Origin of the sequence: Megasphaera sp. ASD88, assembly GCF_002287425.1 — a bacterium.
GTDB lineage: Bacteria > Bacillota > Negativicutes > Veillonellales > Megasphaeraceae > Megasphaera > Megasphaera stantonii.
In genome coordinates, this window is the sequence record NZ_NQXW01000025.1 from 1 (window position 1) to 25,564 (window position 25,564).

The following is a 25,564-nucleotide window of genomic DNA, read 5'->3' on the forward strand; positions in this document are numbered from 1 at the left end:
GGACGCCTGGCCCGTTACTAACGATTCCATATTTGTGTTGAAAAAGTCTGTACTGAGAGAAAGAATCTGTTGTATAATGTTCATGAGAAGGACTCCTTTGCGTGAGATTGTGGTGATTTCATTATACCAAAGAAGTTCCTTCTCTTTTTATATGTTCTTCACTTTTGTGCAGTAAAGTTTTCCCACAATTATTTTACACTAACCTGTATAACATAACCCAGACCATGGCAGGTTCTGCTGCGGTCTGGGTTATATCGTATCTACTTATTTTTTATTTTTCTTGCGCGAGGCGAAGTCGCCGCAGGCCTGGATGAGGTTGACGCCTACGATGAGGATGATGATCGTCGCCAGCATGACGTCGGCGCGGAAGCGCTGGTAGCCGTAGCGGATAGCGATGTCGCCGAGGCCGCCGCCGCCGATTGCGCCGGCCATGGCCGAAGCGCCGATGAGGTTGACGATGAGGACCGTAATGTTGTTGATGATCGTCGGCAGGGCTTCGGGAATGAGGACCTTGCGGATGATCTGGAAGGGCGTGGCTCCCATGGATTCAGCGGCTTCGACGAGGCCGAAATCGACGTCGCGGATAGACGTTTCGACGAGGCGGCTCAAAAAGGGAATGGCCACGATGGTCAGGGGCACGCAGGCTGCCGTCGTGCCGATGGACGTGCCGGCGATGATGCGGGTCAGAGGAATGATGGCGACCATGAGGATGATAAAGGGAATCGAGCGGATGATGTTGACGATGGTGCCCAGTATCTGATTGATAAAGCGGTTTTCCAAAATATGGCCCCGGCTGGTCGTGACCAGCGTAATGCCGAGGGGAATACCGATGATGGCGGCGATGATCGTCGCGACGGCGACCATGAAAACAGTTTCCTGAATGCCTTGGAGCATTAAATTAATGATTTCTTGGGACATATCCTAAAACCTCGCTTCCAATAGGTAATTCTTTGATATATTCAAATGCTTTTGCCTGTTGTTCCATAGAACCCATAATGACGACGATGAGATAGCCGAAAGGTTCGTCCTGAATGTAGTCGATATTGCCGTAGAGCACGCTGACGTAGGTGTGGAAGCGTTGTACGACCGATGCGACGACGGGTTCGTTCGTAGCCGCTCCCTTGAAGCGCAGGCGGACGAGCATATCGTAGCCCGGCGCAGGCTGATCCGTAATGCCCATCTTGGCGATGCCTGCGGGCAGTTCCATGTTGATGACCGATTTGACGAAGTCCTTCATCGTCTGGGACTGGGGATTGGTAAAGACGTCGACGACGCGGCCTGCTTCCTTGATGACGCCGCCCTCAATGACGGCAACGCGGTTGCAGATTTCCTTGATGACTGCCATTTCGTGGGTGATGATGACAATGGTAATGCCCAGGCGCTGGTTAATGTCCTTGAGCAGCTCGAGGATGGATTTCGTCGTCTGCGGATCCAGGGCCGACGTGGCTTCGTCGCACAGGAGGATGTTCGGGTCGCTGGCCAGAGCCCGGGCGATGCCGACGCGCTGCTTCTGGCCGCCCGACAGCTGGGCCGGGTAGTTGAACTGCCGGTCCGTCAGGCCGACTAATTCCAAAAGGTCGGCGACTTTTTTCTGGATGGCTTCCTTCGACGCGCCGATGAGCTCCAGCGGGAAGGCGATGTTGTCGAAGACCGTCCGCGACGAAAGCAGGTTGAAATGCTGGAATATCATGCCGATGTGCTTGCGTTCCGCCCGCAGCTGGGCGTCGGTCATGTTGGTCAGGTTCTTTTCGTCGATGATGACGTTGCCACTCGTCGGCCGTTCGAGCATGTTGATGCAGCGGACGAGGGTCGATTTGCCGGCGCCGCTCTTACCGATAATGCCGAAGATTTCGCCGTCTTCAATGGTCAGGTTGACGCCTTTGAGGGCGTGGACCTGGGCCTTGCCGTCGTAGGTTTTGGTAATGTTTTCCAGTTTTATCACAATATCAACTCCTTGATTCAGTACGAGTTCAACCCGGTGGCAGTACAACTAAAAAAAGCCGTCAACAGATGACGGCTCGGTACTTCGTGTATGTTGCTTCATCTGCCGGAATACTCCGTTGGAATTGGCACCTTCCCTGACGGGGGTTGCCGCAGCGTCATGGGGCCAGTCCCTCAGCTGCTCTGGATGAACTTGTATATTTGGTTGTTGCTTAACATATTATCACTAAGGAACGGGTGTTGTCAAATGCAAGAGGTATCTCGCCGTGTAAAATAATAAGAAAACAAAAGAAATAGGCGCGGCCTGTGGCCTGGGATTTTCGTAAAATTGCAGAATATACACAGGAAAATCGGAATATTTTTCTAAAAATATAGTTGCATTTTAAATGTATTAAGCCCATCAATCGGATGCCTGCTGCAGAAAAGACAAGGGCACGGAGGTTTTATGAAGAATTTTTCCTTCGTTTAATTTTTGTTTATCTTTTCCGCATACACTGCATAGTAATGAATATATTTGCGAACGCATCAAGATATCTGCGGCGGCGTGGTATAATAAAAGACAAGGCGCGTCATGCGGCAGGAAAGCGGGGAGAAGGACAGATGAACCTGAGAGATATACCTATTGGAAAACGATTGCTGTTGTCTAACTTTGTCATGATAGCCATTCCCGTGGCCTTTACTCTCGTCGTCAGCATCGCTATTTTTTTAGGCCTCCACTTCGGCAACATCAACAGGGCGGCGGCCATTTCCTTTCTCTGGCCGGAGAGCAATGGCCCGACCTTATCGGTGCAGTTTGAGCTGAGCCGCCTCTGTGTCCGCGCCGACTGGTATACCGGAGGCATGGGCCGGCTCATGCAGACGAGCGACCACTTGGAGGATCAGGGCCTTACCGTAGCGATTTCCCAGCAAGGACGAATCCTGTATGCGACGGAGTATACTGATCCCTGGGCGACGATCGGCGAGGCGTACCGGCGCAGCCCGGGCAGCGGCGCGGCCCTCAACTGGTCGGACGAAGGCATCGCCTTCCATTATACGTCGCCTGAGACGGGCGTAGCCGTAGCCGTCATCGGGCCGGTACAACTGCGCAAGCACGGCGGCATTTGGGACCTCAGCTCGAAGAATATCGTGAAGGTCGCCTTTGTCGTCTTAGCCGTATTAGCGGTCCTCGTGACGATTGCCGTAGGGCTTTTCTTAGCGCGCCTGCTGGCCCGGCAAATCGTCCGGCCCGTAGAGGAGATGCGGAACATCGCCGAAGACATCAGCCGAGGCAATCTGGACCACCCCGTCGTCGCCGACGGAAACGACGAAATCAGCCAGACCTGCCGGGCCTTTGAGACGATGCGCCGGGAACTGAAGGCATCGCGGGAAATGAGAGATGCCTACGACAAGAACCGCAAGGAGCTCATCGCCGGCATTTCCCACGACCTGGCGACGCCTCTGACCCGCATCGAAGGCTACGCCAGCGGCCTGCGCGACGGCATTGCCAATACGCCGGAAAAGCGCGGCCATTACCTGGCCATGATAATCGACACGTCGAAGATGATGACCCGCCTGGTGCGGACGCTGTTCCTCTTTTCCAAGTTTGACCTGGGACAGGTGGAATTCTGCTGGGAAAACGTAGATCTCTGTGGCTACTTGGAAGATTATACGAGCGAGCAGGCCGAACATTTCCGCAGACAAGGGCTGGATATTTCCTATACGGCGTCTGTGGATACGGCAGTCGTATCGATGGACCGGACCCATTTCCAGCGGGTCGTGGAAAATATCATCGGCAACAGCGTAAAATATAAAGACGGCGACGAAGGCCATTTGACCATATCCCTGGATGCTGCCGGAGACGACGCCGTGCGGCTGACCTTTGCCGACGACGGCCGCGGCGTAGGCGAAGACGACCTGCCCAAGCTGTTTGATTCGTTTTACCGGACCGACAAGGCCCGCAGCAACGTGGCCAAGGGAAGCGGCCTGGGCCTGGCCGTAGCCAAGCAGATCATCGATGAAATGAAAGGGAAGATCTGGGCCGAGCAGACCCAGCCCAAGGGACTGACCATTTGTATCGAATTGCCTATACGGAAGGAAGGAACTGACGATGAAATACATATTGATCATTGAAGACGATAAAGGCATTGCCGAGTTGGAAAAGGATTATCTGGAAGCCAACGGCTTCGCCGTGTCCATCGAGACCGACGGCATCAAGGGGCAGGAGCAGGCCCTGCGGCAGCCCTTCGATTTGATTTTGCTGGACATCATGCTGCCCGGCCAGGACGGCTTTCAGATTTGCCGCCATATCCGGGAGCATAAAAATATCCCCGTCCTCCTCGTGTCGGCCAAGCAGGAAGACATCGACAAGATACGGGGCCTGGGGCTGGGTGCGGACGACTACATCGTCAAGCCCTTCAGCCCCAACGAACTCGTCGCCCGCGTCAAAGCCCACCTGGCCCGCTACGACAGGCTGACGGCCCGGGAGACGTCGAAAAGCGTCCTCCAGTACGGCGACCTGGAAATCGACGAGTCGGCGCGGCGGGTTTTCATAGCCGGTAAGGAAGTAGCGCTGGCCAATAAGGAGTTTGAGCTCCTCTTGTTCCTGGCGAAAAATCCCGACATGGTATTCAGCAAGGAGACGCTCTTTGACCGCGTCTGGGGCGCAGAATCCCTGGGCGAGACGGCGACCGTATCGGTCCACGTGAACCGCATCCGCGACAAGATAGAAACGGATTCGGCTAAGCCGCAGTATATCGAAACGGTGTGGGGCGCAGGCTATCGGTTCCGCTCGCGATGATAGGCCGAAAGGGAGATGAAGAATGATGTGGGCGCTGTTAGCTCTGGGATCAGCTGTATTTGCGGCGCTGACGACTATTTTGGCAAAAATCGGCGTCGAAGGCGTGAATTCCCATGTGGCGACGGCTATCCGGACGGCTGTGGCCTTAGTCATGGCCTTCGGCATGGTCTCCTTGACGGGAAACTGGGACGGTTTCGGCGGCATCAGCCGGAAGGGCTGGCTCTTTCTCATCCTGTCGGGCCTGGCGACGGGGGCGTCGTGGCTTTGCTACTACAAGGCGTTGCAGCTGGGCGACGTGTCCAAGGTCGTGCCCATCGACAAGCTGAGCGTCGTCATTACCCTGCTCCTGGCCTTCATCCTGTTTCACGAAACGGCGACGTTAAAAGTCGTCGGCGGCGCAGTCCTCATCACCATAGGGACGCTGCTCATGGTACTATAACTGTATATGGCGTATGTGAGAACTGTCGCGCTTCGGCGCGGCAGTTTTTTGCGTTTATGTTCCGGAAAATTTCTTTACCCTCTGTTTATGCTTTCGTAGCTGTTCGTTCAAACTTTGTTTAATTTTTCTCCCTATACTTGGGTCAAATGATAAAGACTTAAACATTAGGAGAAAGAGGGAGCATTATGAACATACTCGTCACCGGCGGCGCCGGATTTATTGGTTCGCATCTCGTACGCAAGCTGCTGTCTATGGGACACGACGTCCTCGTCGTCGACGATCTGCGCGGCGGCCTGCGGACGAACGTGCCCGAAGGAGCCGGCTTCGTCTGCCTGGATATCAACAGCCCGATGCTGCTGGACGTCATGGACAGAGGGCGGTTGCAAGCTGTTGTCCATCTGGCGGCCCAGACCCGCGTCGACGTGTCCATCAAGGATCCCTATGGCGACACGAGGGACAATATCATGGGCACGGTCAACGTATTGGAATGCGCCCGCAAGACCGGCGTGCAGCGCGTCGTCTTCGCTTCGTCGGCAGCCGTATACGGCGACCCGACGGAAACAGACCTGCCCTTGTCGGAAGACTATCGGCTGTCGCCCTTGTCCTTTTACGGCCTGAGCAAGGCGACCATCGAGTCGTACCTGCGCCTGTATCATAAGTGGTACGGACTGGAATACGTTGTCCTGCGCTTTGCCAACGTCTACGGCGAACGGGCCGAAGTCAGCGGCGAAGGCGGCGTCGTCAACGTATTCGCCAAACGGGCGGCCTGCGACCTGGACATTACGGTCTACGGCGACGGCAGCCAGTCGCGGGATTACATCTACGTCGGCGATATTGCCAACGGCATCATCTGCGCCTTGACGACGGAGCATGCTGACGAAGTATATCACCTGAGCACGGGGCGGGAAGCGTCGCTCCTGGACGTGTTGGCTGAGCTGCGCCGGGCGTCGGGAAAAGAGCTGACGCCGAATTTTGCCAGGACGCGAAAGGGCGACATTTACCGCTCCGTATTATCCAATGAAAAAGCCCGCCGCCTTCTGGGCTGGGAGCCGTACATGAAACTGGAAGACGGCATCGCCATGATGTACCAGTACGCCGCGGAGCAGGGAGGAATATAACATGGAATGCCTGAATCGCTGTAAAAAACAAATGCTGACCTCCGCGCCGACGGCGCAGAACCTGCTTCAGCGGCTGCTGGCCGACGTAGGCTACGTTCCGGTTTTGCTGGCTGCGGCCGTCCTCGTCTTCTTTACGGGCAACGCCCTGATCAAGGTTACCGACCCCGTCGAGTCGAACTACGCCCTGACGGCGATGGAAATGCTGCAGTCAGGCGACTACGTCTCACCGCGCATTTTCGGCAATTACTGGTACGACAAACCCGTCTTGTTTTACTGGGAGCTCATGGCCGCCTTTTCCCTGTTCGGTACGACGGAATTCGCCGCCCGCTTTTTCCCGTCCGTCTTCGGCCTCGTCGGCGTCGTCATGGCGTACGCCTTTGCGTCGCGCCTGTATGACAAAAAGACGGGCTTCGTCGCGGCCCTGGTTCTCGTGACGTCGCTGGAATACTTCTACCTTTCCCACGCCGTCATTACGGACATGACCCTGTTCGTCTTCTTTTCAGCGACGCTCATGCTGTTTTATCTCGCCTACAGCGAAGGGCGGCCGCGCCTGTATTATGGAGCCTATGCCTGCGCCGCCCTGGCCGTCCTGACGAAAGGGCCTGTAGGCCTCGTCCTGCCGGGGCTGATTATCGTCCTGTTTTTACTATGGCGGAGAGATTTCAAATCTGTTTTCCTGCACATCAAGCTGGGATCGGGGCTGCTGCTGTTCTTCGTCATCGCCGGCTTGTGGTACGTACCCATGTACATGATGCACGGCGGCGATTTCATTAGCCAGTTTATCGGCGTCCACAACGCCCTGCGGGCTACCGTGTCGGAGCATCCCAAGGACAACGTGTGGTATTATTATACAGTTGTATTCCTGTTAGGCTTCTTTCCCTGGGTATTCACGCTGCCTCTGGCTGTAAAGAAATATAAGCCATTTCATAAGCTGAGAGCTTGTTTGAGAACGGGAGGCTTTGCCGGCCTGCACCGCATGGCAGATTCCCTGTCCATGAAGGAACAATTCCTCGTGACCTGGGCCGTCGTCGTCTTCGTCTTTTACCAGTGCATGGCTACGAAATACATGACCTATACGTTCCCGTACATGATTCCCATCGCCTTTGCTGCGTACCTGCGCCACCATGAGTGCCTCGTCGCCGTCATGACGACGGTTGGTGTCGCCTTCTATCTGATCGTGACCCTCTTCGTCGCCGTACCCCTGTGCCGCGACGCGTCGGCTTATGACGCGGCTCAGGCCGTACAGCGCATAGCCGACGGCCGTACCTGCGTCGCCGTCTACGGCGGGCGCTATCCCGTATCGCTGGCCTATTACTCCGGCTATGACGCCAAGCGGCTGAAATGAGCCGATGAAATAGAAGACGCCCTTCCCGGCGGCATCAACTGGAATGCCAAGAACATCATGCCCTTCATGGCAATCGAAGACTTGGCGCAGCACGACCACGTAGTGCTTCTGGTCCATGAAAACGAAGACGCCAACTTCCACAAAGCCGGCATTCCCGGAACCTGGGTCGGCGTGAAAAAGGCCGGCCGCTGGCTCATCTATGAAAACCAATAATATCCGAGAGAAAAGAGGCTGCTGTTATGTATGATTATCTCATCGCCGTCATCCTGGGCATCGTCGAAGGGGCGACGGAATTCCTGCCCGTGTCGTCGACGGGCCACATGGTCCTCGTCGGCCATCTGCTGGGCTACGACGGCCTGCGGGCCGGTGTGTTCGAAGTCTTTATCCAGCTGGGAGCCATCATGGCCGTGGCGGTCATATATAAGGAAAAAATCCTGACCATGCTGCATTTTAATGGCTGGCGGCCCTTGCTGCGGCGGGAAAACTGGCGGCGCTCCGATACGGGTCTGACGCTGGTTCACATCGCCGCCGGTGCAGTCCCCGTCCTGCCCGTCGGGTATTTGCTTCATCACTTCATTAAGACCTATTTGTTTTCCGTAGAAACGGTCCTCGTCGGACTCGTCGCCGGCGGCGTATTCATGATGGCAGCTGAAAAAGCCCATGGCAAAACGCTGTGCGACAATGTGGACAAGCTCACCGTCGCCCAGTCCTTCGGTATCGGCCTGTTTCAGATCCTTGCCCTGTGGCCGGGCTTTTCCCGTTCCGGCTCGACCATCTCCGGAGGCCTGTTCCTCGGCGTCGGCCGTAAGGCGGCGGCAGACTTTTCCTTTATCATGGCCGTGCCGGTTATGTTGGCCGCCTGCTTCTACGACTTGCTGAAAAACATGTACGTCCTGACGGACAACGACTTCGACATGATTACCATCGGCTTCTTCGTCGCCTTCGCCGTGTCCTACGCGTCGGTCTACTGGTTCCTGAACTTCCTGAATCGCTCGACGCTGACCACCTTCGCCGTCTACCGCTTTATCATCGCCGCCTTGGCCGCCGTGTATTTCTTTGGGTGATACGATACGGCAGATACATAAAAGAACGCAAATCAACGCGAATCAAATAGAGAAAAATTGCAAGGCCGTGCTCGCGAGGGCAAGGTCTTGTTTTTTTGCAATTAGAATGGGGCTGACGCAGAAGAAGAACAATCTTCTTCTGCGTCAGCTCTTGATTTATGATTCAATCAGATACTATTTCAGCCTACAAACCTAGTTTATTGTAGGCTAACTTAATAAGCTGGATAACGAACGCATAATCAAATCAATATCTTTACTTTCTAATTCCCGTATGATATGAAGATACGTACGCTGCGTCGTGTTAATGCTGGAGTGGCCTAAACGTCGCGCGACACTGGCGACGGACACGTCGGAAAATAATAAGAGAGACGCATGGGTATGACGCAAGCCATGCATGGAAATAATGGGAATGTCGGCTTTAATGCAGTGCCGTTCCAAAATATCGTTGACTGTTGAATTGTATATTTTCTTTTTCGGCGGTACAAAAATAGGTTTTTGAGGAGGTAAATTTTTTATTAACGTGAAAAATTGGATGACCGTTTGCCAGTCTAATTTGATTTTGCGAATAGACGAACGGTTTTTAGTTGGCAGAAATCCTCCTTCGCCTTTATAATTCCAAGTTTTATCAATCGATAAGGTTTGGTGGAGAAAATCAAAATCTTTCGGCGTGACGGCTAGGGCTTCGGAAAAGCGCAGTCCCGTTTTGGCAACGAGCAAAATAAGCCAATCCATAGTCAGCTGTTCAGTCAATTTGAGTTGCGCCAACAATTTTTGCAATTCGTATCGGCTTAAATATTTTGCTTTTTTCTGGGACGGCGGTTTGCCTTTGATGATGACTTTGCGCGTAGGATCCCGGTCGATCAATCCTTCGTCTAAGGCGTCGATAATGGCTCCTTTTAATTGATGATGAAAATCCATCGTTGTTTGCCGTTCGTGATTTTCTGCATAATCGTTGATTAATTTTTGGTAAGCAATGCGGTCTAAATCGACGATGCGCAGATCGGGAGCTAGTTTTTTTAGCCACGATTCGGTAAGACGATACTTTTTCATCGTAACGTCCCGGATAGAGCCTTCCTTGTAAATAATCAACCAATTTGAATAATACTGATGGAATAAATCGGTTCTTTTTGTTGTGATGAAAGTCGTTGTCATAATAAGCCTCCTTTCAAATTTTCATGCTGATGAAGGGTGATAAGAGTGTCAAGGCCATTTAAATATCTAGCAATTTCAGTTTGCTCTTTTTTACTGGGATATATAAATTCCATTGTTAAAAATTCATTATAACTAATACTTCGGCCGTCACGGATACCATAAGTAACTGTTTCTAAACGCTGGATAAACTCTTTAGAGGTAAATACATGTTTCCAGTATTCAGAATCATGTTTAGTCGTGTCAGAAAAATCAAAAACCGTGTATGCAGGCGACGTTATACCCTCTATTGTAGAGTGAGCAAAACCTCCTTGAAAGGAACGAAGATGAATAACAAATTGTCCAGGCAATACCCTCTTATATCCAGCTTCGTTTTTCTTATCATGGTATACGTTAATGCTATTTTCATCACGTCGTATCATGCCCCTGTCTTGTGTGGCAGATAAAACGGGTAATTCTGGATGCCCTTTATCCGCTGTTGCTACAAAAAGTTCTTTCGCCTTACGCTGTTCCCAAGAATTTGTAAATTGCCTATATATCTCATGGGATAGTGTTGAGAAAAATTTTAATAATGCTATTTTTTTGATATTCATAGCGTTAAAATACTTACGCTGATGAAGGGTGATGAGGTTGTCAAGTGTTGAAAAATATTTGCCTATTCGTAATTCTTCATCAAATGTTGGAGGAAAATAAATGCGATAACTTGCAAGTTTAGGAACGGTTAACTGGGGTATTCCTGTTGATTCTAAAATAGTATCTTTTTGATTTATAGCTTCAGCAAGAAAATCAACATCATGCTTTGATGTCAATGATAAAAGGCGCACAACAGGTGTAAAATTGACTTTTCTTGCTTGAGCATGTCCAACATCACCTCTACCAGTGACTGTAACTGCAGGAGCTTTGACGCGATAATAATCATCATAATATCCAACAATACCTTTATCACTGAGTGCATTTGCGAGCACAGGATATTTACCATTTTCTTTGAGCTTGATTTTATCTACATCTCCTCCTGCAATTATTTCTAAACACTCATCTCCCAACTTACGCTGTTCCCAAGAAATTACTTGATTGAAGTAATTGAAATGAATTACATTGACGATTTGGTGAATATATGATACGATTTACGTGTAATTTAGTTCAAGTACTTAGATAAAGATAGGGGAGGAGGCTTATGAAGGTAAGTGATGTTGTACAGCTTTTATCAGGGCCGAATGCGTCGCGTATAAAAAAGAAGTATGATAACAGATTACTATATACTGTCGCCGATATAGAATTGGATTTATCACAACTGGGAACGAAAAAAAGGACAAAAAAAAGAGATATGCCTGATTTTTTCACTAAAATAGGCGACGTAGTGATCAGCTTGATGAAACAACAGGCGGCTATTATTACGCCGACGAATGCAGGGAAGATGTTAACTTCAAATTTTGTGAAATGCCAGTTTGATGGGAAGCTGCTTGACGCTTGGTATTTTTGCTATTGGATCAATGAATCGGGCGAAGTGAGGCGGCAAAATTACAGAGATGTAAACTTGTCGGTGTATACGCCTCGCTTTATCGACGAGTTAGAAATGCGGCTACCGCCTATAGAAACGCAGCAGCAAATAGGAGAGCTATATAAAAATCTCAAACATATGCAGGGGTTAATGGATAAACAGAAAGACGATTGGACTCGTTTTACACTGCAAATCATTCGCAATACAACTAGGGAGGTCATGGAATATGGCAATAACGGAAAACAGTAAGGAATTACGGCAGATTTTATGGGATGGAGCAGATATTCTGCGTTCGAAAATGGATGCAAACGATTATAAAGACTATTTATTGGGGTTTGTATTTTATAAATATTTATCAGATAAGTTGTTGATGGAAGCTTACGATTTATACGAAGGCGGCAAGCCGAATACGATGATTGAAGCGCAGCACGTGTATGAAGAAGCTTATGGTGATGATGAATTTTTGCAGGAATTACGCGAAAAGATACGGTACAGTATTCAGCCTGACGTGACCTATACGAAGTTGGCTGACAAAGCAGAAGGAAATGAGTTTCAGCGCGAAGACCTGCAAAGAGGCTTTAATGAAATCCAAGAATCGGATCCTATATTTGATAAGCTGTTTGCTGACGTCGATTTATATTCACCGCGGCTGGGAACGGGCGATTTGAAACAGAGCCAGACCGTCGCCGAGCTGCTGAAAAAGATCAACGAGGCAAACTTGATGGCTTATTCGGGCGACGTATTAGGCGACGCATACGAATACATGATCGGCCAATTCGCATCGGAAACAGGGAAGAAGGCAGGGGAGTTCTATACGCCGAAAGCCGTGTCGGAGATATTAGCGAAAATCACGATTAGCAGCCAGGAAAACGTAACGGGACTTACGGTATACGACCCGGCGATGGGGTCGGCGTCGCTGCTGCTGAGCTTGAAAAAATATTCGAACTATCCTGACTTCATACAGTATTATGGGCAGGAATTAATGACTTCAACATACAATCTCGCCCGTATGAATATGTTCCTTCACAGCATTAACCCGAGCAATCAGCACCTCCGCAACGGCGATACACTTGATGCAGACTGGCCAACTGACGAAGAAACGATGTTTCACTGCGTCGTCATGAATCCGCCTTATTCGCAAAAATGGACGGCAAGTCCCGGATTTTTGACCGATTCAAGGTTCAGCGATTACGGCGTACTGCCGCCGAAATCCAAGGCCGATTACGCATTTTTGCTTCACGGCTATTATCATTTAAAAAATACGGGCACCATGGCTATTGTCCTGCCTCACGGCGTATTGTTCCGCGGCGCGGCCGAAGGGAAGATTCGGAGGAAGCTGTTGGAAGCCGGGGCGATATACGCAGTTATCGGCCTTCCGGCCAACTTGTTTTATAATACGTCTATACCAACGACGATTGTCGTATTGAAAAAGAGCCGCGGCGAAGACATGAGCCGGGACGTTTTATTTATCGACGCGTCGAAGGAATTTGAACGGGGGAAGAAGCAGAATACGCTGACGGAAGAACATATCAACGCCATCGTAGACATGTATCATAATCGAAAAGACGTGGATAAACATGCTCATGTGGCAACGTTTGAAGAAATCGAGCAAAACGACTTTAATTTAAATATTCCCCGTTACGTCGATACCTTTGAAGAAGAACCGGAAATAGATCTGGGTGCCGCAGCGGCAGAGATCATTCAAACAGATAAGGAAATTGCCGAAGCAGAATCTGAATTATTGAAAGGATTGCGCGAATTGACGGCTTCTACGCCGGAAGGGCAGGCAGGATTAGAACAATTATTGGCATTATTTTCCAAGGAGGCAGAATGATGGGGGAGGAAATGCACGAAAAAAAGCGCGTACCGGCTATCCGATTTGCCGGATTTACGGAACCTTGGGAACAGCGTAAGTTAGGAAACTTAGCTCAATTTTCAAAGGGAATAGGTTATTCAAAATCTGATCTAAAAAGTAAAGGCACACCAATTATTTTGTACGGTAGACTTTACACTAAGTATGAAACCATAATCTCCAATGTAGATACTTATGTAGAACCGAAAGAAAATTCAGTTTACAGTCAAGGAGGCGAAGTCATTGTACCTGCCTCGGGCGAAACATCCGATGAAATTTCAATAGCTTCTGTTGTTGAAAAGTCAGGTGTATTGCTAGGTGGAGATTTAAATATAATTACACCTTCTAAAAATTTAGATCCAGCTTTTTTAGCTATTAGTATCTCAAACGGAAAGCCTCACAAAGACATGACTAAAATGGCTCAAGGGAAATCTGTTGTTCATCTACATAATACAGATTTAGAAAAAATTAAATTACTATATCCTGAATTTATTGAGCAACAGAAAATAAGCCATTATTTTCGAAAATTCGACAATCTCATTACCCTTCATCAGCGTAAGTGCGACGCACTCAAAAAAGTGAAAAAAAGTCTGCTGCAAAAAATGTTCCCAAAAGAAGGTTCGGTTGTTCCAGAGATCAGATTTGCTGGATTTACGGAAGCTTGGGAACAGCGTAAGTTAGGAGATATAGGACAAACGTATACAGGACTTTCGGGAAAAACAAAAGAAGATTTTGGTCATGGAGAAGCTAGTTTTATAACTTACATGAATGTTTTTTCAAATCCAGTTGCTAATCCTAATATGATAGAACCAATAGAAATTGATCAGAAACAAAACGAGGTTAAAGTTGGAGATGTGTTTTTTACGACCTCATCGGAAACACCTGATGAAGTTGGGATGACGTCTGTTTTACTTGAAAAACATGGAAAACCTATTTAAATAGCTTCTGTTTTGGTTTTCGCCCAACAGAAAAATTTGATAATTATTTTTTGGCTTACATGCTTCGCTCTAACTCTGTAAGAGAAAAAATAACACTGTTGGCACAAGGAATATCTCGATATAACATTTCTAAAAATAAGGTAATGGAAATTACTATATCGGTTCCAACACCTGAAGAACAAAAATGTGTTGGAGAATATTTTAGATTACTCGACACTCTCATTACCCTTCATCAGCGTAAGCTGGATCAACTTAAAACGATTAAAAAATCACTGCTGCAACAGATGTTTGTATAGCGCAAGGAGGCGTTATCATGCCTGAATTAGAACGTACATTAGAAACGAAGCTTATCGAACAACTGACGCAAGGCGTCTCGCAATGGACGTATTGCCCCGAACTCAATACGGAAGAAAAACTTTGGGCTAACCTGCGCCAAATTATCGAATCTAATAATCGAGATAAACTGCGCGAAACGCCCTTATCCAATCAGGAGTTTGAACAGGTAAAGAACCAGCTGAGTTTTTCTTCTTTTTACAACGCCGCCGAATGGATTGTCGGGGAAAACGGCAAAGCCTATGTTCACGTGCAGCGAGGCAATGAAACGCTGCATCTATTGGTATTGAATCGCGCTCATGTTACTGGCGGAACGAGCGTATATCAGGTTATTAACCAATGCCAGACTTTTAAAGATGAAGAAAATCCGACGGAATCCAGAGCCAGACGATTCGACGTGACGCTCCTTATCAACGGCCTGCCCTTGATTCATATCGAATTGAAAAATCGGCAGCACTCGTATAAAGAAGCGTTTCGGCAAATTGTGAAGTATGCCAAGGAAGGGCAGTTTACAGGGATTTTTTCTACCATACAGATGTTTGTCGTCAGCAATGATGTCGATACGAAGTACATCGCTGCGGCGAGAAGCGACGAGCTGAACGATAAATTTCTATCTGGCTGGGTCGATGCGGAGAATAAAGCGGTACCGGGCCTGTTTGATTTCGCGAAAACGGTGCTGCGGATTCCGGAAGCGCACGAAATGATTACGCAGTATACTGTACTGGACAAAGAAAAAGAAAGGATCATTTTACTGCGGCCATATCAGATTCATGCTATCGAAGCTATACGGGCAGCGTCGAAGCGGGGCGTATCCGGCTTCGTTTGGCATACAACCGGTTCGGGGAAGACGCTTACATCGTATAAAGCGGCGCGGAATTTGCTGCAAGATATACCGAGCATTGAGAAGACGATTTTCCTGATTGACCGAAAAGATTTAGATCAGCAGACGACGAGCGCTTTTCAATCGTATGCGGAAAATGACGTCGTCGACGTCGACGATACGGAAAATGTCAAGGAGTTAATCAAAAAGCTGCAAGATCCTACGAAGGAAATGATTGTTACGACGCGGCAAAAAATCCAGCACATGATACTACGGTGGCTAGAAAAGAAACCTGATTCGGCCGTTTATAAACGTATTATGAATCTGCGCGTAGCCTTTGTTGTCGACGAGTGCCATCGCGCCGTTTCGCCGGAAACGAAGCGGAAAATGGAACAGTTTTTCCGGCAGAGTTTGTGGTATGGGTTTACGGGAACGCCTCGCTTCGGCGAGAATGCCTATGAAAAGAAGGGCGATTTGCCGCGGACGACAAAAGAATTGTATGGCGATATCCTTCATGCCTATACGGTCAAAGAAGCAATTCACGACGGAGCCGTGCTGGGTTTTCAAGTAGAACATCTGGGGCCGAAAGGTTTGGAAGAAGACGAGTACGGCAACACCATTCATGAAGATATGCGGGTGTATACAAGCAAAGACCATATGTATAATGTTATCGACACGATGGTCAATAAGTCGTATGAAAAATTAGGATTTCAAAACGGCGGCGGCAAGACCTATGAAGGCATTTTAACGGTCGGCTCTATTCCTATCGCTCAAGCGTATTACGACTTGTTCCGACAGGTTAAAGAAGGAAACGGCGACGTAAAAATACGAGAAGATATCCGTCGAGTTCTTCCTGATTTCCCTAAGGTAGCCATTACCTATTCATTGAGCGAAAATGAAGAGAAATCTATGGTCAATCAAGAGGCGATGCAGCGTTCTTTGGACGATTATAATGCCATGTTTGGGACGGCGTACGGTCTGGATCAAATCGGTGCGTATAATGCGAATTTAAACGACCGCTTGGCTCGAAAACAGAAAAAATATCAAACGAGGACGGAACAACTTGATTTTGTTATCGTCGTCGATAGATTGCTGACCGGGTTTGACGCGCCGTGTTTGTCGACGTTGTATATCGACAGGCAGCCCATGCAGCTGCATAATATCATACAGGCTTTTTCCCGAACGAACCGCATTTTCGATGCGGGCAAAACGTATGGACAAATCTTGACGTTCCAATCGCCGGGAACGTTTAAGAACAAAGTTGATGAAGCGCTGTGTCTGTTTTCGCAAGGCGGAGAAGATGTAGTGCTAGCGCCGGACTGGGAAGGCGCGGAGGCGCATTTTATAGAAACGCTGGAAGAATTGCGCGTCCTGGTTCCCGATCCTGCGGCAATTCCGGCGATGACGAAAAAGGAAAAAAGAGTCTTTGCCAAGGTTTTTCAGCGATTCGATTCGGCGTTGAAACAGTTGAAGGCTTTTACTAATTTCCAAGATAAAAACTTAGAACGGGACTACGGGCTGACAGACGACGAAAACAGCGCATACAAAGGGCATTATGTCAACGTCATAGAAGAATTGCGAAAGGATGAGCCATCTGATGATGGAGCTGGCGGGGAAGAAACGGGTCTTGATTTCGAATACACGCTGCAATCTTATGGCGGTGAGATTATTGATTACGAATATATCGTAGCGCTTATGCAGGATTTCGTATCGAAAGACGACGTGACGTCTCATCCTGAAAAATATGAAAAACAGCGCGATGAAATTACAAAGTATATCCAGGAAATCCAACATAGAAATAATAAGCTGGGCGACATCATGATGGACTTGTGGATCAATGCCCTGCGCAGCCCGGAAGAATACAGGGAAAAACAGCTTATTACGATTCTCGAACAAACGAAACGGGAAAGCATACGGAAAATAGTTCATGACCTATGCCAGACTTGGGGGCTTGACGAACAAATTGTCCTCCTTGCAGCTCATCGGTATGAAGCGGGAGATGAGCATAATCCATATATTGAAAAGAGCATTGAAAGCGGAGATTATAATGCTTTTGCGGCTAAACACGGCACATCGCTGCGAAAATACCAATACCGCAAGGCCGTACGAGACGCGTTGCAGCAAACTTTTGAGGCGGATATCGTGCCGCTTCGTGAGGGAACCGTCGTAATAAAAGACGACGATACGGACGATATTTCCAAGGAGAAGTCGCCTAAGGTGATCGTGTATCCAGAAAGTGGACCGAAGAAAACGTTGGTTGCGGAGAAACCATCTTTTCATTCTTAGCATAGCATAGGAATGGGACGCGGGATAGTCCGCATTATGTTCATAATTTTCCGCCAAAAATCTTTACACTTCTCCTGCCATATAGTATAATAGTCATTGTCGTACGGGCGCTCAGTGAATCGAAGACTCCGACGTTCACTTAGCGGTTTGCGAATAGATTATAGTCACAAATGGAGGAAGACAGATGTTAACAGTTGATCAGAAAAAAGAAATCATTGCTAAATTTGGCGCTAACGAAAACGATACGGGTTCGCCGGAAGTACAGATCGCGCTGCTCACGAGCCGCATCGTGTATTTGACGGAACATCTCCGCAGCCACAAAAAGGACCATGCGTCCCGCCGCGGTTTGCTGAAATTGGTCGGTCAGCGCCGCAACTTGCTGGCATACTTGCAGAAACACGACCTCGAACGGTATCGTGCGATTCTCGAAAAATTAGGTTTGCGTAAATAATTGCATAGTTGAGGCTGATGTACATGCATCAGCCTCTTTTTTAAGGAAGCGCAGGGTGGTAGGTTGTAGCGCGCGGACAGGGGCTGTCTGTACGCTAGTGCCTATCACCTGCGGGTATGATGAAGGAGGTACACGAATGGAAGAAAAGAAATTCCAAATGGATTTTGCCGGCCGCCCGCTGATTATTGAAGTCGGCAAATTGGCGAAGCAGGCCAGCGGCGCCGCATTGGTACGTTACGGCGACACGGCTGTATTCGTTACGGCGACGGGTTCGAAGGAAGCTCGCGAAGACGCAGACTTTTTCCCGCTCACTGTCGATTATGAAGAAAAAATGTATTCTGTCGGGAAGATTCCCGGCGGCTTTATTAAACGGGAAGGCAAGCCGCCTGAATCGGCGACGCTCTTTGCCCGCCTTATCGACCGTCCCATTCGGCCGTTGTTCCCGAAGACCTATCGTCACGACGTGCACGTCGTCGCCTACGATTTCTGCGTAGACCACGACAATGCCCCGGAAATCGCCGCGATGATCGGCGCATCCGTATCGCTGTGCATGTCCCATATTCCCTTTGCCGGCCCGATTGCCGGCGTTCGCGTAGGCCGCGTAGACGGGCAGTATATCATCAACCCGACCGTAGCCCAGAGCGAACAGAGCGATATGGACATCGTCGTCGCCGGTACGAAGGACGCTATCCTCATGGTTGAAGGCGGCGCCAAGCAGGTTCCGGAAGAAAATATCCTCGACGCCATCATGTTCGCCCATGAAGAAATCAAGAAGGTCGTCGAATTCCAGCTCAGCTTCCTCGACGAAATCAGCGTTCCCAAGCAGGAATTCGTAGAAAAAGAACCGCCGGCCGACATCGTCGAAGCCGTCCACGCCTATGGCGAAGAAGCCATGAAAGCCGCTATTTTCACGGCTGACAAGATGGAACGGGAAGAAAAGATGAACGCCGTCGAAGGCGATATTTACGAACACTTCGCGGACATTTATCCTGAAGACGGCGACGTCGTCGCGGAAATCACCCAGAAGATGATCAAGGAAATTGTCCGTCATATGATCGCCGTCGACAAGATTCGTCCCGACGGCCGCCGCGTCGACGAAGTGCGCCCTGTCAGCTGCGAAGTCGGCTTGTTCAAACGCACTCACGGCACGGGCCTCTTTACCCGCGGCCAGACGCAGATCATGAGCTTTGCCACTTTGGCTCCTCTTTCCGAATCCCAGCATATCGACGGCGTAGGCCTTGAAACGGACCGCCGCTACATGCATCACTATAATTTCCCGTCCTTCAGCGTCGGCGAAACGAAATCGTCCCGCGGACCGGGACGCCGCGAAATCGGCCACGGCAAGCTGGCTGAACGGGCGCTGGTACAGGTATTGCCGAAGGAAGAAGATTTCCCCTATGCGATCCGCGTCGTATCGGAAGTCCTCGAATCGAACGGCTCCAGCTCCATGGGCAGCGTATGCGGCAGCACTTTGGCGCTCATGGATGCCGGTGTTCCCATCGAAGCTCCCGTAGCCGGCGTGGCTATGGGCCTGGTTACGAAGGGCGACGACTTCACGATTTTGACGGATATTCAGGGCATGGAAGACGCTCTCGGCGATATGGACTTCAAGGTCGCCGGCACGATGAAGGGCGTTACAGCTATCCAGATGGATATTAAAATCAAAGGCCTCAGCCGCGAAATCCTGGCCCAGGCTTTGAAGCAGGCTCACGAAGGCCGCATCCACATCATGGGCAAGATGCTCCAGGTCATCAGCGAACCGCGGAAGGAGCTGTCTCCCTATGCGCCGCGCATCATTACCATGCAGATCGACCCCGATAAGATTCGCGACGTCATCGGGCCGGGCGGCAAGATAATCAAGCAGATTACGGAAGAAACGGGCGCTAAAATCGACATCGAAGATTCGGGCCTCGTATACATTGCCTCTATCGACGCTGCCGGCGGCGAAAAGGCAAAGGAATGGATTGAAACGCTGACGAAGGACGTCGAAGTAGGCGAAACGTACGTCGGCAAGGTTACGCGCATCATGAACTTCGGCGCCTTCGTAGAAGTGCTGCCCGGCAAGGAAGGCTTGGTCCATATTTCCCAGCTGGCTAAGGAACGGGTAGAAAAGGTCGAAGACGTCGTCCACATCGGCGATGAAATCATGGTCAAATGCGTGGAAATCGACAGCCAGGGCCGCGTCAACCTGTCCCGCAAGGCATTGCTCGGCGGCGGCAGCCCGGCTCCGTCCCATCGCGGCGGCGGCCGTCGTGGCCCCCGCGACAAGAAATAAGGTGCGTATATGACTGGCAGAGGATTTGAAATCGTAACGGCTTATTGTGATAAAGGCCTGACGCTCCCGGTCCGCAAGACGGCTGGAAGCGCCGGCTACGACCTGGCGGCGGCAGAGACTGTCGTACTGCAGCCTCACGCCGTGACTGTCGTGCCGACGGGGCTGAAGGCGTACATGGAAAAGGACGAGTACCTGTCCATTTTCATCCGCTCCAGCCTGGCCTTCAAAAAGGGCCTGATGCTGGCTAACAGCACGGGCATTGTAGACAGCGATTACTACAATAACCAGGACAACGAAGGCCACATCATGATAGCCTACTACAATACAAATGATGCGCCCTATACAATTGAAAAAGGCGAACGTATCGGTCAGGGCATCTTTATGAAATATTTGACTGTCCATGACGACGCTGCGGAAGCTGTCCGCACCGGCGGCATCGGCAGCACGGGAAATAAATAAGGTATGCAGAAGGGCGCTTGCAGGCAGGGAACATCCTGCCTTGGCGTCCTTTTTGCGTTGAGGAGGAACGCGTTATGAGCATCAGCACGGAAACATTAGTATCTCGTCAGGAAATCATGAAGGGGAAGGTTCTCCACGTCACGGTAGATACGGTTGAAATCGATGACGGCCAGGGCGGCGAAAAGAAGACGGCCGTCCGCGAAGCCGTATGGCACTTCGGCGCTTGCGCCATCCTGCCGGTAACGGACGACGGCAAGATCATCCTCGTCCGCCAGTACCGCTATGCGGCGGGCGAACCGATGCTAGAAGTCCCGGCAGGGAAAATCGAGCACAACGGCGAGTCGCCGGACATCTGCGCAGCCCGGGAGCTGGAAGAGGAAGCGGCCGTTACGGCAGGAGAATTGATTCCCTTGGGCTACGTCTACACGTCGCCGGGCTTCTGCGACGAACGCATTTATTTGTATCTGGCCCGCAAGCTCCACAAGGGGGCCCAGCATCTGGACGACGACGAATTTATGAATATCGAGCGCTACACGCCGCAGGAAGTAGAAGAACTGATTGCGGACAATAAAATCGTCGACGCCAAGACGATTGCCGCCTTTGAAAAATCGCGCAAATATTTAGGAATATAAGGGCAGGAATCTGCTGCAAGGAGGGATGAACCATGAAATTCAATCGGATTATCGTCATCGTAATGGACAGCGTCGGCGCTGGCGACGCGCCGGACGCGGCGAAATTCGGCGACGCTGGGGCAGATACGTACGGCCATATTGACGCCGCCGTACCGCTGGCCGTGCCAAACCTGCGCCGCCTCGGCCTAGGAAAGGTCGCTCATATCCACAGCGTACCGACAGATGTCGCAGGCGCGTACGGCCTCATGCAGGAAATTTCCGCCGGAAAGGACACGACGAGCGGCCATTGGGAATTCATGGGAAATCCCGTAGACAACCCGTTCCCGACCTTTCCCGATGCGTTTCCCAAAGAGCTGATGGACTTGTTCACGGCCAAGACGGGGTACGGCTATATCGGCAACGAAGTCGCTTCGGGCACGGAAATCATCGAACGCCTCGGGCCGGATCATTTCCGTACGAAGCAGCCCATCGTCTACACGTCGGCAGACAGCGTATTCCAGATTGCCGCCCACAACGACGTCATTCCGCTGGAAGAGCTGTACCGTATCTGCGACATTACGCGCCGCGAAGTCTGTGTCGGCCCCTACGAAGTGGGGCGCATCATTGCACGGCCCTTTGTCGGCGAGCAGGGCCATTTCGTCCGCACCGGCGACCGCCGCGACTACAGCCGCCTGCCGAAACGGAAAATGGTCTTTGAATACTTGAAGGAAGCGGGCTTCTGCGTCGTCGGCGTAGGGAAAATCGGCGATATTTATGCTCACATTGGCCTGACCGAATCGTATCATACGTCCAATAACGGCGAAGACATGGCCGAGCTGACGAAACAGCTTTTGGCCCATCGCCGGGACAAGGGGCTGCTCATGGCGAACTTCGTCGATTTCGACAGCCAGTACGGCCATCGCCGCGACGTCGCCGGGTATGCGAAGTGTATTGAAGACTTTGACACCGCCTTAGGCGATTTACTGCCGCAGCTGCAGGACGACGAGCTGCTGGTCATTACAGCCGACCACGGCAACGACCCGACGTGGCGCGGCACGGACCATACGCGCGAACGGGTGCCTCTGCTCCTGTACAGCCCGGCCTTTACGGAGGCTGTAGATGTGGGCATTCGTCAGACCTATGCCGATTTGGGCATGACGATTATGGATAACTTTGGACTGACAGGATTGGAATTCGGGACGAGCTTCCTGAACGAATTGAGGTGAGCTGTATGTGGCCGATAGACTGCATTGAACATAAGCGGGACGGAAAGGTTCTGACGAAGGAGGAAATCCATCGCTTTATTGACGACTACACGGCCGGAAGGATTGCCGATTATCAGGCGGCGGCCTGGCTCATGGCCGTATACCTGCGCGGCATGACGGCAGAAGAAACAACGGAGCTGACCATGGCTATGGCCCGTTCCGGCGACATCGTCGATTTGTCGTCTATTCCCGGCGTCAAGGTGGATAAGCACAGCACCGGCGGCATCGCCGATACGACGACCCTCATCGTCGCTCCGTTAGTCGCTGCAGCCGGCGTGCCTGTGGCGAAAATGAGCGGCCGGGGCCTGGGATTTACAGGCGGCACGGCGGACAAGCTGGAAGCCATTCCGGGATTTCGCATCGAGCTGCCGGAAGACCAGTTTTTGCAGCAGGTCCGCCGCATGGGTCTCGCCCTCATTACCCAGTCCGGCGACATCGCCCCGGCAGATAAGCTGCTCTACGCCCTGCGCGACGCGACGGGGACCGTCGAAAACATTCCCCTCATTGCCAGCTCCATTATGAGCAAAAAAATCGCCTCCGGCGCCGACGCCATCGTGCTGGACGTAAAATACGGCGACGGCGCGTTCATGAAGACGAAGGAAGACGCCCGCAAGCTGGCCCGCATGATGGTGGACATCGGCCGCCTGGCCCATAAGCCGACGCGAGCCGTCATTACGTCGATGGAAGCGCCTCTCGGCACGGCGATCGGCAACAGCCTCGAAGTAGACGAAGCCGTCGACGCCTTGTCCGGACGGGGAGGGCGGCGGCTCATGGAAGTCGTGCGAGCTATCGGTGCGCAGATGCTCCTCGTCGGCGGCAAGGCCGGCAGCGAAGCCGAAGGCGAACAGATCATTGACGACCTCGTTGCCAGCGGCAAGGGATTGGCGAAATTCAAGGAATTCGTCAAAGCCCAGGGCGGCAGCGCGTCGTGGATCGGAAAGCGCCCTCTCACGAAAGCGCCCCAGATGTTTACGGCCGTCTGCACTGACGAAGGCTATATTACGGAAATCCACGGCCGGGCCTTGGGTGAAATCGCCATGGCTATGGGCGCTGGCCGGGCCCGCAAGGAAGATCCTATTGATCCTATGGTAGGCATCCGCCTGTTCAAGGAGCTGGGAGATTTCGTCAAGGCCGGCGAGCCCTTGTTTACCTTATACGGCAAGGCCGACGCCGACATGGCTCGCATTGCCCAAGAGATTGCGTCTCACATCATCGTGCAGTCCCGGCGGCCGGACCATATAGAACCCGTTATCAGTGAAATCATTACGTAATACCAACGCTGCACGGCGCAGCGCGAAAGGAAGGAATTCATGAAACAGCACCGGTCTGTTCCTGTTGCAAAAGGAAATATATATACGATTGATATACTCCGCCTCGGCTCCAGCGGTGAAGGTGTAGGGCGGTATGAAAATTTTACGGTCTTTGTTAAAGGAGCCTTGCCGGGTGAAACGGTGCGGGCCAAGGTAGATGTCGTCAAAAAGCAGTATGCCGCGGCTGTGCTGCAGGAAATCGTCAAGCCGTCTCCGCAGCGCATTGCGCCCCTGTGTCCCGTATATGCTCATTGCGGCGGCTGCCAGCTTCAGCATATGAGCTACGACGGGGAGCTGTTGGAAAAACAGGGACAGGTACGGGATGCGCTGACCCGCATCGGCCACTTGACAGGAATAGACGTCCTTCCGACCTTGGGAGCAGTGACGCCGTGGAACTACCGCAATAAGATGCAGTTTCCTGCAGCTGCCGCCAAAGGAAAGGCTGTCATCGGCTGCTATGCTGCAGGCAGCCACCGGGTTATCGACGTCGCGTCATGCGCCATTCAAAAGGACGGCAACAACGACATTTTGCGCGTCGTCCGCCAGTGGATGAACGAGTACCATGTACCGGCTTATAACGAGAAGACTCATACCGGCATCGTCCGCCATGTCATGGGCCGCGTCGGCGTCCGGACTGGAGAACTCATGGTCTGCCTCGTCACAGCTCAGGCTGATGTGCCTCATACAGCAGAATTAATCGATATGCTCCGTGACGGTCTGCCCAATCTTACCAGCGTCGTGCAGAACATCAATACGCGCCGCACCAACGTCATCTTAGGCCCGGAAACGAAGGTTATATACGGCACGCCGACGATTCACGATTCCATCGGCCCTCTGACCTTCAACATTTCTGCCCAGTCCTTCTTCCAGGTCAACAGCGAGCAGGCCCAGCGCCTGTATGAAAAAGCCTTGGAATTTGCCGACCTGCAGGGTGACGAAATCGTGGCCGACGTATACTGCGGCACCGGAACGATTACCTTATTTTTAGCTCAGAAAGCAAAAAAAGTATACGGTATAGAAATCGTAGAACCGGCCATCAAGGATGCTGTCAAAAACGCGGCCGACAACGGCATCAGCAATGCCGAGTTCATTTTGGGCGACGCCGTAGAAAAGCTGCCGGAGCTCATCGAAGACGGTGTCCGGCCCGACGTCATCGTCCTGGACCCGCCCAGAGCCGGCTGCGGCGAGCCCGTCCTGGAAGCTATTGCAAAAAGCCAGCCGAAGCGCGTCGTCTACGTGTCATGCAATCCGGCCACGTTGGCCCGCGACTTGGCCTATTTGGATACTAAAGGGTATAAAGCCGTAAAAGTACAGCCCGTTGATATGTTTCCGCGGACGCACCATGTGGAAAGTATTGTACTGCTTTCCAAACTTAAATCTGGCAAACATGACAAAGTGGAGTCGAATATGGATGAGCTTGATTTAACGGATTTGGGGAGCAAAGCTACTTATGAGGAAATCAAGAATTATACACTGAAGCTTAATGGCTTGAAGGTTAGCAGCTTATACATTGCACAGGTAAAGCAGAAATGCGGTATTATTGAAAGGGCAAATTTATAATCTACCAAAATCAGAAAATTCCAGATAGCCTAAGTGTCCGGCAGAGAAAAAATCCACTAAGGGCGGCATGGGAA

At 51.1% G+C, this 25,564-nt stretch carries 23 protein-coding genes and 1 riboswitch; of the genes, 19 read left to right on the forward strand and 4 right to left on the reverse strand.

Features of this window, described 5'->3' with window-relative positions; all coding sequences use genetic code 11:
* Nucleotides 1–264: 264 nt before the first annotated feature.
* Both CJ260_RS10610 and CJ260_RS10615 read right to left on the reverse strand, forming a co-directional pair.
* On the reverse strand, nt 265–918 hold the full coding sequence (locus CJ260_RS10610; protein ID WP_087477463.1) for a methionine ABC transporter permease: 654 nt from the start codon (nt 916–918) through the stop codon (nt 265–267).
* Entirely contained in the window at nt 899–1,942 is a 1,044-nt protein-coding gene (locus tag CJ260_RS10615; RefSeq protein WP_087477462.1) for a methionine ABC transporter ATP-binding protein, read from the reverse strand. The genes CJ260_RS10610 and CJ260_RS10615 overlap by 20 nt, the downstream gene beginning before the upstream one ends.
* Nucleotides 1,943–2,037: 95 nt before the next feature.
* Nucleotides 2,038–2,135: riboswitch (SAM riboswitch) on the reverse strand.
* Between the two features lie 406 nt (nt 2,136–2,541).
* Between CJ260_RS10615 and CJ260_RS10620 the strand changes: the two genes are divergently transcribed.
* The 7 genes from CJ260_RS10620 to CJ260_RS10645 all read left to right on the forward strand — a co-directional run bounded on the left by CJ260_RS10620 (nt 2,542) and on the right by CJ260_RS10645 (nt 8,683).
* Entirely contained in the window at nt 2,542–4,050 is a 1,509-nt protein-coding gene (locus tag CJ260_RS10620; protein ID WP_095630166.1) for a cell wall metabolism sensor histidine kinase WalK, read from the forward strand.
* Nucleotides 4,028–4,717 carry a response regulator transcription factor gene (locus CJ260_RS10625; RefSeq protein WP_095630167.1) on the forward strand — a complete coding sequence of 230 codons (690 nt, stop codon included), beginning with the start codon at nt 4,028–4,030 and terminating at the stop codon, nt 4,715–4,717. The genes CJ260_RS10620 and CJ260_RS10625 overlap by 23 nt, the downstream gene beginning before the upstream one ends.
* Nucleotides 4,718–4,739: 22 nt before the next feature.
* Nucleotides 4,740–5,156 carry an EamA family transporter gene (locus tag CJ260_RS10630; protein WP_233127970.1) on the forward strand — a complete coding sequence of 139 codons (417 nt, stop codon included), beginning with the start codon at nt 4,740–4,742 and terminating at the stop codon, nt 5,154–5,156.
* Nucleotides 5,157–5,341: 185 nt separating this feature from the next.
* Entirely contained in the window at nt 5,342–6,274 is a 933-nt protein-coding gene (locus tag CJ260_RS10635) for an NAD-dependent epimerase/dehydratase family protein (protein ID WP_095630168.1), read from the forward strand.
* Nucleotide 6,275: 1 nt separating this feature from the next.
* Nucleotides 6,276–7,619: a glycosyltransferase family 39 protein gene (locus CJ260_RS10640; protein ID WP_233127971.1), complete on the forward strand. Its 1,344-nt coding sequence runs from the start codon at nt 6,276–6,278 to the stop codon at nt 7,617–7,619.
* Between the two features lie 66 nt (nt 7,620–7,685).
* Nucleotides 7,686–7,832 (forward strand): hypothetical protein, encoded by a 147-nt coding sequence (locus CJ260_RS13230; RefSeq protein WP_233127972.1) that lies wholly within the window; start codon nt 7,686–7,688, stop codon nt 7,830–7,832.
* Nucleotides 7,833–7,858: 26 nt separating this feature from the next.
* A complete protein-coding gene (locus CJ260_RS10645) occupies nt 7,859–8,683 on the forward strand; it encodes an undecaprenyl-diphosphate phosphatase (protein ID WP_095630169.1) in 825 nt (274 codons plus the stop codon).
* A 207-nt stretch (nt 8,684–8,890) separates the two neighbouring features.
* Here the strand turns inward: CJ260_RS10645 and CJ260_RS10650 are convergent, their stop codons facing one another.
* Together CJ260_RS10650 and CJ260_RS13010 are read right to left on the reverse strand one after the other, a co-directional pair.
* The gene (locus tag CJ260_RS10650; RefSeq protein ID WP_095630170.1) at nt 8,891–9,835 is read right to left on the reverse strand and encodes a site-specific integrase; all 945 of its coding nucleotides are present in this window, start codon (nt 9,833–9,835) and stop codon (nt 8,891–8,893) included.
* Nucleotides 9,832–10,956: a restriction endonuclease subunit S gene (locus tag CJ260_RS13010; RefSeq protein WP_369831756.1), complete on the reverse strand. Its 1,125-nt coding sequence runs from the start codon at nt 10,954–10,956 to the stop codon at nt 9,832–9,834. Before CJ260_RS13010 ends, CJ260_RS10650 begins: the two co-directional genes overlap by 4 nt.
* Nucleotides 10,957–11,006: 50 nt before the next feature.
* Between CJ260_RS13010 and CJ260_RS10665 the strand changes: the two genes are divergently transcribed.
* From CJ260_RS10665 to rlmD, 12 genes are all read left to right on the forward strand, one after another.
* Nucleotides 11,007–11,579, forward strand: coding sequence for a hypothetical protein (locus tag CJ260_RS10665; protein WP_095630171.1), 573 nt, complete (start codon nt 11,007–11,009; stop codon nt 11,577–11,579).
* Nucleotides 11,557–13,164, forward strand: coding sequence for a type I restriction-modification system subunit M (locus CJ260_RS10670; protein ID WP_095630172.1), 1,608 nt, complete (start codon nt 11,557–11,559; stop codon nt 13,162–13,164). The genes CJ260_RS10665 and CJ260_RS10670 overlap by 23 nt, the downstream gene beginning before the upstream one ends.
* Nucleotides 13,161–14,120 (forward strand): restriction endonuclease subunit S, encoded by a 960-nt coding sequence (locus tag CJ260_RS10675; protein ID WP_198947450.1) that lies wholly within the window; start codon nt 13,161–13,163, stop codon nt 14,118–14,120. The genes CJ260_RS10670 and CJ260_RS10675 overlap by 4 nt, the downstream gene beginning before the upstream one ends.
* A 50-nt stretch (nt 14,121–14,170) precedes the next feature.
* A complete protein-coding gene (locus CJ260_RS13015) occupies nt 14,171–14,416 on the forward strand; it encodes a restriction endonuclease subunit S (RefSeq protein ID WP_233127973.1) in 246 nt (81 codons plus the stop codon).
* A gap of 17 nt (nt 14,417–14,433) precedes the next feature.
* Nucleotides 14,434–17,559, forward strand: coding sequence for a type I restriction endonuclease subunit R (locus tag CJ260_RS10680; RefSeq protein WP_095630173.1), 3,126 nt, complete (start codon nt 14,434–14,436; stop codon nt 17,557–17,559).
* A 184-nt stretch (nt 17,560–17,743) separates the two neighbouring features.
* A complete protein-coding gene (rpsO, locus tag CJ260_RS10685) occupies nt 17,744–18,010 on the forward strand; it encodes a 30S ribosomal protein S15 (protein WP_087478628.1) in 267 nt (88 codons plus the stop codon).
* Nucleotides 18,011–18,146: 136 nt separating this feature from the next.
* A complete protein-coding gene (locus CJ260_RS10690) occupies nt 18,147–20,285 on the forward strand; it encodes a polyribonucleotide nucleotidyltransferase (protein WP_095630174.1) in 2,139 nt (712 codons plus the stop codon).
* A 9-nt stretch (nt 20,286–20,294) separates the two neighbouring features.
* The gene (gene dut / locus CJ260_RS10695; RefSeq protein ID WP_095630175.1) at nt 20,295–20,744 is read left to right on the forward strand and encodes a dUTP diphosphatase; all 450 of its coding nucleotides are present in this window, start codon (nt 20,295–20,297) and stop codon (nt 20,742–20,744) included.
* 74 nt (nt 20,745–20,818) lie between these two features.
* Nucleotides 20,819–21,376 (forward strand): NUDIX hydrolase, encoded by a 558-nt coding sequence (locus CJ260_RS10700; RefSeq protein ID WP_087478625.1) that lies wholly within the window; start codon nt 20,819–20,821, stop codon nt 21,374–21,376.
* Nucleotides 21,377–21,408: 32 nt separating this feature from the next.
* Nucleotides 21,409–22,581: a phosphopentomutase gene (locus CJ260_RS10705; RefSeq protein ID WP_095630176.1), complete on the forward strand. Its 1,173-nt coding sequence runs from the start codon at nt 21,409–21,411 to the stop codon at nt 22,579–22,581.
* Between the two features lie 5 nt (nt 22,582–22,586).
* Nucleotides 22,587–23,891, forward strand: coding sequence for a thymidine phosphorylase (locus CJ260_RS10710; protein WP_095630177.1), 1,305 nt, complete (start codon nt 22,587–22,589; stop codon nt 23,889–23,891).
* 39 nt (nt 23,892–23,930) lie between these two features.
* A complete protein-coding gene (gene rlmD / locus CJ260_RS10715) occupies nt 23,931–25,490 on the forward strand; it encodes a 23S rRNA (uracil(1939)-C(5))-methyltransferase RlmD (RefSeq protein ID WP_095630178.1) in 1,560 nt (519 codons plus the stop codon).
* Nucleotides 25,491–25,564 lie beyond the last annotated feature (74 nt).